This window comes from Sporomusa sp., assembly GCF_057736855.1.
In genome coordinates this window covers 1-4,124 of the sequence record NZ_JBYKYF010000178.1, presented here as the reverse complement: position 1 = coordinate 4,124, position 4,124 = coordinate 1, and the positions used below count along the sequence as shown (strand labels likewise).

General features: G+C 44.6%; 5 protein-coding genes. All 5 read right to left on the bottom strand.

From position 1 onward, the window contains the following. Positions 1-262 (bottom strand): FGGY family carbohydrate kinase (locus AC29Z1_RS11725; RefSeq protein ID WP_488271647.1); only part of this gene is annotated, 262 nt, incomplete at its 3' end. 58 nt (positions 263-320) lie between these two features. Further along, the gene (locus AC29Z1_RS11720) at positions 321-1,094 is read right to left on the bottom strand and encodes an MIP/aquaporin family protein (RefSeq protein ID WP_488271646.1); all 774 of its coding nucleotides are present in this window, start codon (positions 1,092-1,094) and stop codon (positions 321-323) included. A 263-nt stretch (positions 1,095-1,357) separates the two neighbouring features. After that, entirely contained in the window at positions 1,358-1,927 is a 570-nt protein-coding gene (locus AC29Z1_RS11715; RefSeq protein WP_488271645.1) for a glycerol-3-phosphate responsive antiterminator, read from the bottom strand. Positions 1,928-2,278: 351 nt separating this feature from the next. Continuing rightward, on the bottom strand, positions 2,279-3,706 hold the full coding sequence (rpoN, locus tag AC29Z1_RS11710) for an RNA polymerase factor sigma-54 (protein ID WP_488271644.1): 1,428 nt from the start codon (positions 3,704-3,706) through the stop codon (positions 2,279-2,281). A 68-nt stretch (positions 3,707-3,774) separates the two neighbouring features. Next, positions 3,775-4,124 (bottom strand): AIR synthase-related protein (locus AC29Z1_RS11705; protein ID WP_488271643.1); only part of this gene is annotated, 350 nt, incomplete at its 5' end.

The following is a 4,124-nucleotide window of genomic DNA, read 5'->3' as shown; positions in this document are numbered from 1 at the left end:
CCACCGTGGTTTCCCGCTGGTTGGTGATCCCGATGGCAGCAATATCGCTGGGATGAATGCCGGCCTTGGCTACAGCCTCAGCAGCCACACCAATTTGCGAGCTCCAGATTTCATCGGCATCATGCTCTACCCAACCTGGTTTAGGGAAAATTTGAGTGAACTCTTTTTGCGCAATGGCGATGATATTGGATTCTGCGTCGAAGACAATGGCCCGCGAACTAGTTGTTCCTTGGTCAAGCGCAAGTACATACTTTTTGCTCATGACAACAACTCCTTATTATTTAATTTATATTTGAATATTTGAGATTTATATAGAAAAATTAAAGTATTCCTGCGGCTTTAGCCACCATAAAGGCTACGCATGCACCCACCATTGGACCAACCACTGGAATCCAGGCATACCCCCAGTCAGAACCGCCTTTACCGGCAATTGGCAAAATAGCATGAGCAATACGAGGGCCTAAATCACGGGCCGGATTGAGTGCGTAGCCGGTAGGACCGCCAAGACTGAGGCCCAGCGCCCAGACCAGCATACCAACGAGATAAGGACCAAAACCGGGAGGGAATGTGCCGACAGGTTTGGAAAAAATAACAAAGATTCCGATAATCAACATGGCAGTGGCAATGATTTCGCACAAGAGGTTAGCAAAAGTATTGCGGATAGCTGGAGCTGTACTGAATACTGCCAGTTTTAACCCTTTGTCTTCAGTAACTTCCCAATGTGGTAAGAAAGCCAGCCAGACGACAATGCCACCAGCAATGCCACCAGCGATTTCAGCCAACATGGTAACTAATGCATGACCAGGCTCATATACGCCCAAGAAGGTTTTCGCCAAAGTAACTGCCGGGTTAAGGTCAGCTTGCGGTGCGCCGGTAGCTATTGCGCTAAATACACCGAGCATAACCGCCATGGCCCAGCCCGTTACAATGGTTAGCCAGCCTGCACCTTCAGCTTTGGATTTGGATAATAGGCAGTTGGCAACAACGCCACAACCAAAAATACAAAGAACCATTGTGCCAAAAAATTCACCAAACAAATTTGACATAAATAATACCCTCCTTTTCTCTTGTAACGCATTAGACCTACTAACCATCTGCCAATACTTTTACCTACCGCCAATATCTCCTCCCAATCCGGACAAAAAAATAAAAGTCACAAAATTAACATCAAAACAGCCTTGCTGTTTCAATGAAAATTCGGACTTTTCTTCATCTCTGTCCCATATTATATTGTTTGGTAAAGTATATTCGACTTAACTTTTTTAATTCCTGCTTATTTTTGAAAAATTCTAAAAGTTATTATTTTCACTTATATTTAAACTTATTTTACTATATAAGCCGAATCCTCTTACCCCAATTACTCCCATAACTCGCGTTTGCTGGCACTTACCGCACTGAGACCGTTACTAATAGCCTGTTTGATATCTTCGCTGGTATGCATCAGGCCACCGCCCAGAATTGGCAACCCAGTCAAATCAGCCAATTGTGACACAACACTTGCCGGAATCGATGCCGGTAGTACTTCCAAAGCATCCGGTTTATAGGATTTCAGTAAATTGACTCCTGTTTTGATGGCTTCCGAATCCATCAAGAATAAGCGATGAATTACCAGCATTCCTGATTCGCGGGCCAGCTTTCCTAATTGCGGTTTGGTTGTAATAACAGCCGCCACGCCCATTCGCGCTAAAAATACAATACCTGCTTTATCTTTACCAACCCCCCCGAGTAAGTCCAAATGCACCAGTATCCGTTTATTATTGGCACGGGCTTGCACCAAAAGCTCAGGTAATATATTGATATCGCCAAACAGCAAACTGATACTAGGACTGGAGGAATGCGCCAGCGCATACTTGAAATCCTCGTAATTGCGTGGCGCAGGTATTACGTAGCCGTTGCATAGTAATTTTACAATACTGCGTTCTGCCATTAGACATTCACCGCCCTGTTAAAAGTTACTTATTTCCTTATTCGCCATTTCTTAGTAGATACCTTCACTGTGATACTAATTATTCCAGATAATATTATGTTAATATGTCAAATTCACAAACAACAGCTGACAGCAAGTGCTTGGAACTTGCCTTATGCCAAATCTTTTTTGGCGGCCATGCTATGCCAGCTAGATCATCATGGCAGAAGCCTTATAGTCGTTCTTACATTATTAACAGACTCATGTTACGAGGTGGGTACAGACAAAAACTGTTAACCTTATAAAGATTAACAGTTAGACATACTGTTTGATTCAAGCACACCCACTGTTCAAAGCAGGTGTTCTTTACACTCAATGTCTTTTACGCTTGCTTGACGCAGCAATCCCTAATTCCTCCCGATACTTAGCGATCGTCCGTCGTGAAAGCATAATCCCCTTCCGATTTAAAACATCACATAATGCCTGATCGCTTAATGGGTGGCTAGGGTCTTCAGCAGCAATAAGTTCTTTTATCTCCTGTTTCACGCGGCTAGCTGATATGTCTTCCCCACCGATTCCCTGAACGCCAGAAGTAAAAAAGCTATGCATACCAAAAACACCATGGGGAGTGGCAATATACTTATTGGCTGTAGCCCGGCTTACCGTTGATTCATGAACTCCAATTTGTTCGGCCACTTTTTTCATGGTTAGCGGCCGGATAAATTTGGGGCCATATTCAAAAAACTCACTCTGTAAATTAATAATGGCTTCCGTAACATTATATAAAGTACGCCGGCGCTGTTCGATGCTTTTTATCAGCCAAACAGCAGCATTAATCCGGCTTTCAACATATTTACGCGCATCACTGTCGGCTTCCCGGACAACTTCGCGATAATAGGGATTGATGGCTAGCTGAGGCACATGATTGTCATTAATATGGATGCTATAGCCATTATTCACCCGTTCGACAGTCACATCAGGAATAATGTATGCTGCCTGACCTCCACCGAAAGCCCGTCCAGGTTTAGGATCAAGGGTGCGAATGATATCAACAGCCTGCTGCACTTCCTGCAGCGAGCAACGATGCTTGTCGGCAATTTGTTTATAACGGCCCGCAGCCACCTGATCAAGATGCTCTTTGATCACCGCAGCAGCCAGATCAATTATATCACTAGCAAATTCTAGTTCTAGCGCTTTATGCTCTAATTGAATGAGTAAACATTCCTGCAGGCTGCGAGCGCCTACGCCCAAGGGATCAAAGGTTTGAATTAATTGCAGTACTTCGATTACCGCTGGTTCTTCTACGCCTAAATGGAGTGCGGCTTCGGCAGTTGTTCCGCATAAATACCCATTGTCATCAATACAACCAATAAGATATTTTCCAATCATTAGCTTGGTGGTGTCAGATACCGAAAAATGCAATTGCATTTCCAGGTAGTCTTGCAGCAAAACGGCATCAGTATCTGCAATTTCCCGCCGCGAAGTAGGTTCTGATGCTCCCGGATGCATGGTAGCCGTTGTTTCTGTACCACTTAGTAAATATTCCATCCAGCCATCAGCTTCTAGCTGAGTATCATCATACTCCTGATACTCTTGGACGGGTACTTCGGCTTCCGGTGCAGGTTCCTCCCCGTGCTCATCTCCAATAGGTTCAAGTACTGGGTTTTCCATTAATTCTTTTTCTACCAGTGCCGCCAATTCTGTAGCAGGCAGTTGGAGAATAGCAATTGCCTGGCGTAATTGGGGAGTCATTATTAATTTTTGTGTTGTTTCCAGCTTAAGTCCGTAGTCCAAATGCACAACGTTCCCCCCTTAAATGTATGCCTGTCCTTCTATCACAATACTATGAGAATTCTTACTAATCTATGTCAGCAGATTCGTGGCAATTGTTCGCCAACCGGCATATCCAGCAGACGCAAACCGCCTATGGTAGTTTTTAGTGCCACCTGTCCGGCCGGTTGTTCTGTCACGATACCAATCACGCGAGCAGCAGTGCCTAATGGATTAGCACGCATGATTGTCAGAAGTTTTTCACTATATTTTCTTTCGACAAAAACAACAACTTTTCCTTCATTGGCAAGGTATAATGGATCAAATCCTAGAATTTCGCAGACTGCCTGTACTTCCGGGCGCACTGGCAAGGTACTTTCCTCCAAGATGATCCCAACACCTGCATCGAGGGCAATCTCATTGAGCGTTGTCGCCAGTCCGCCGCGGG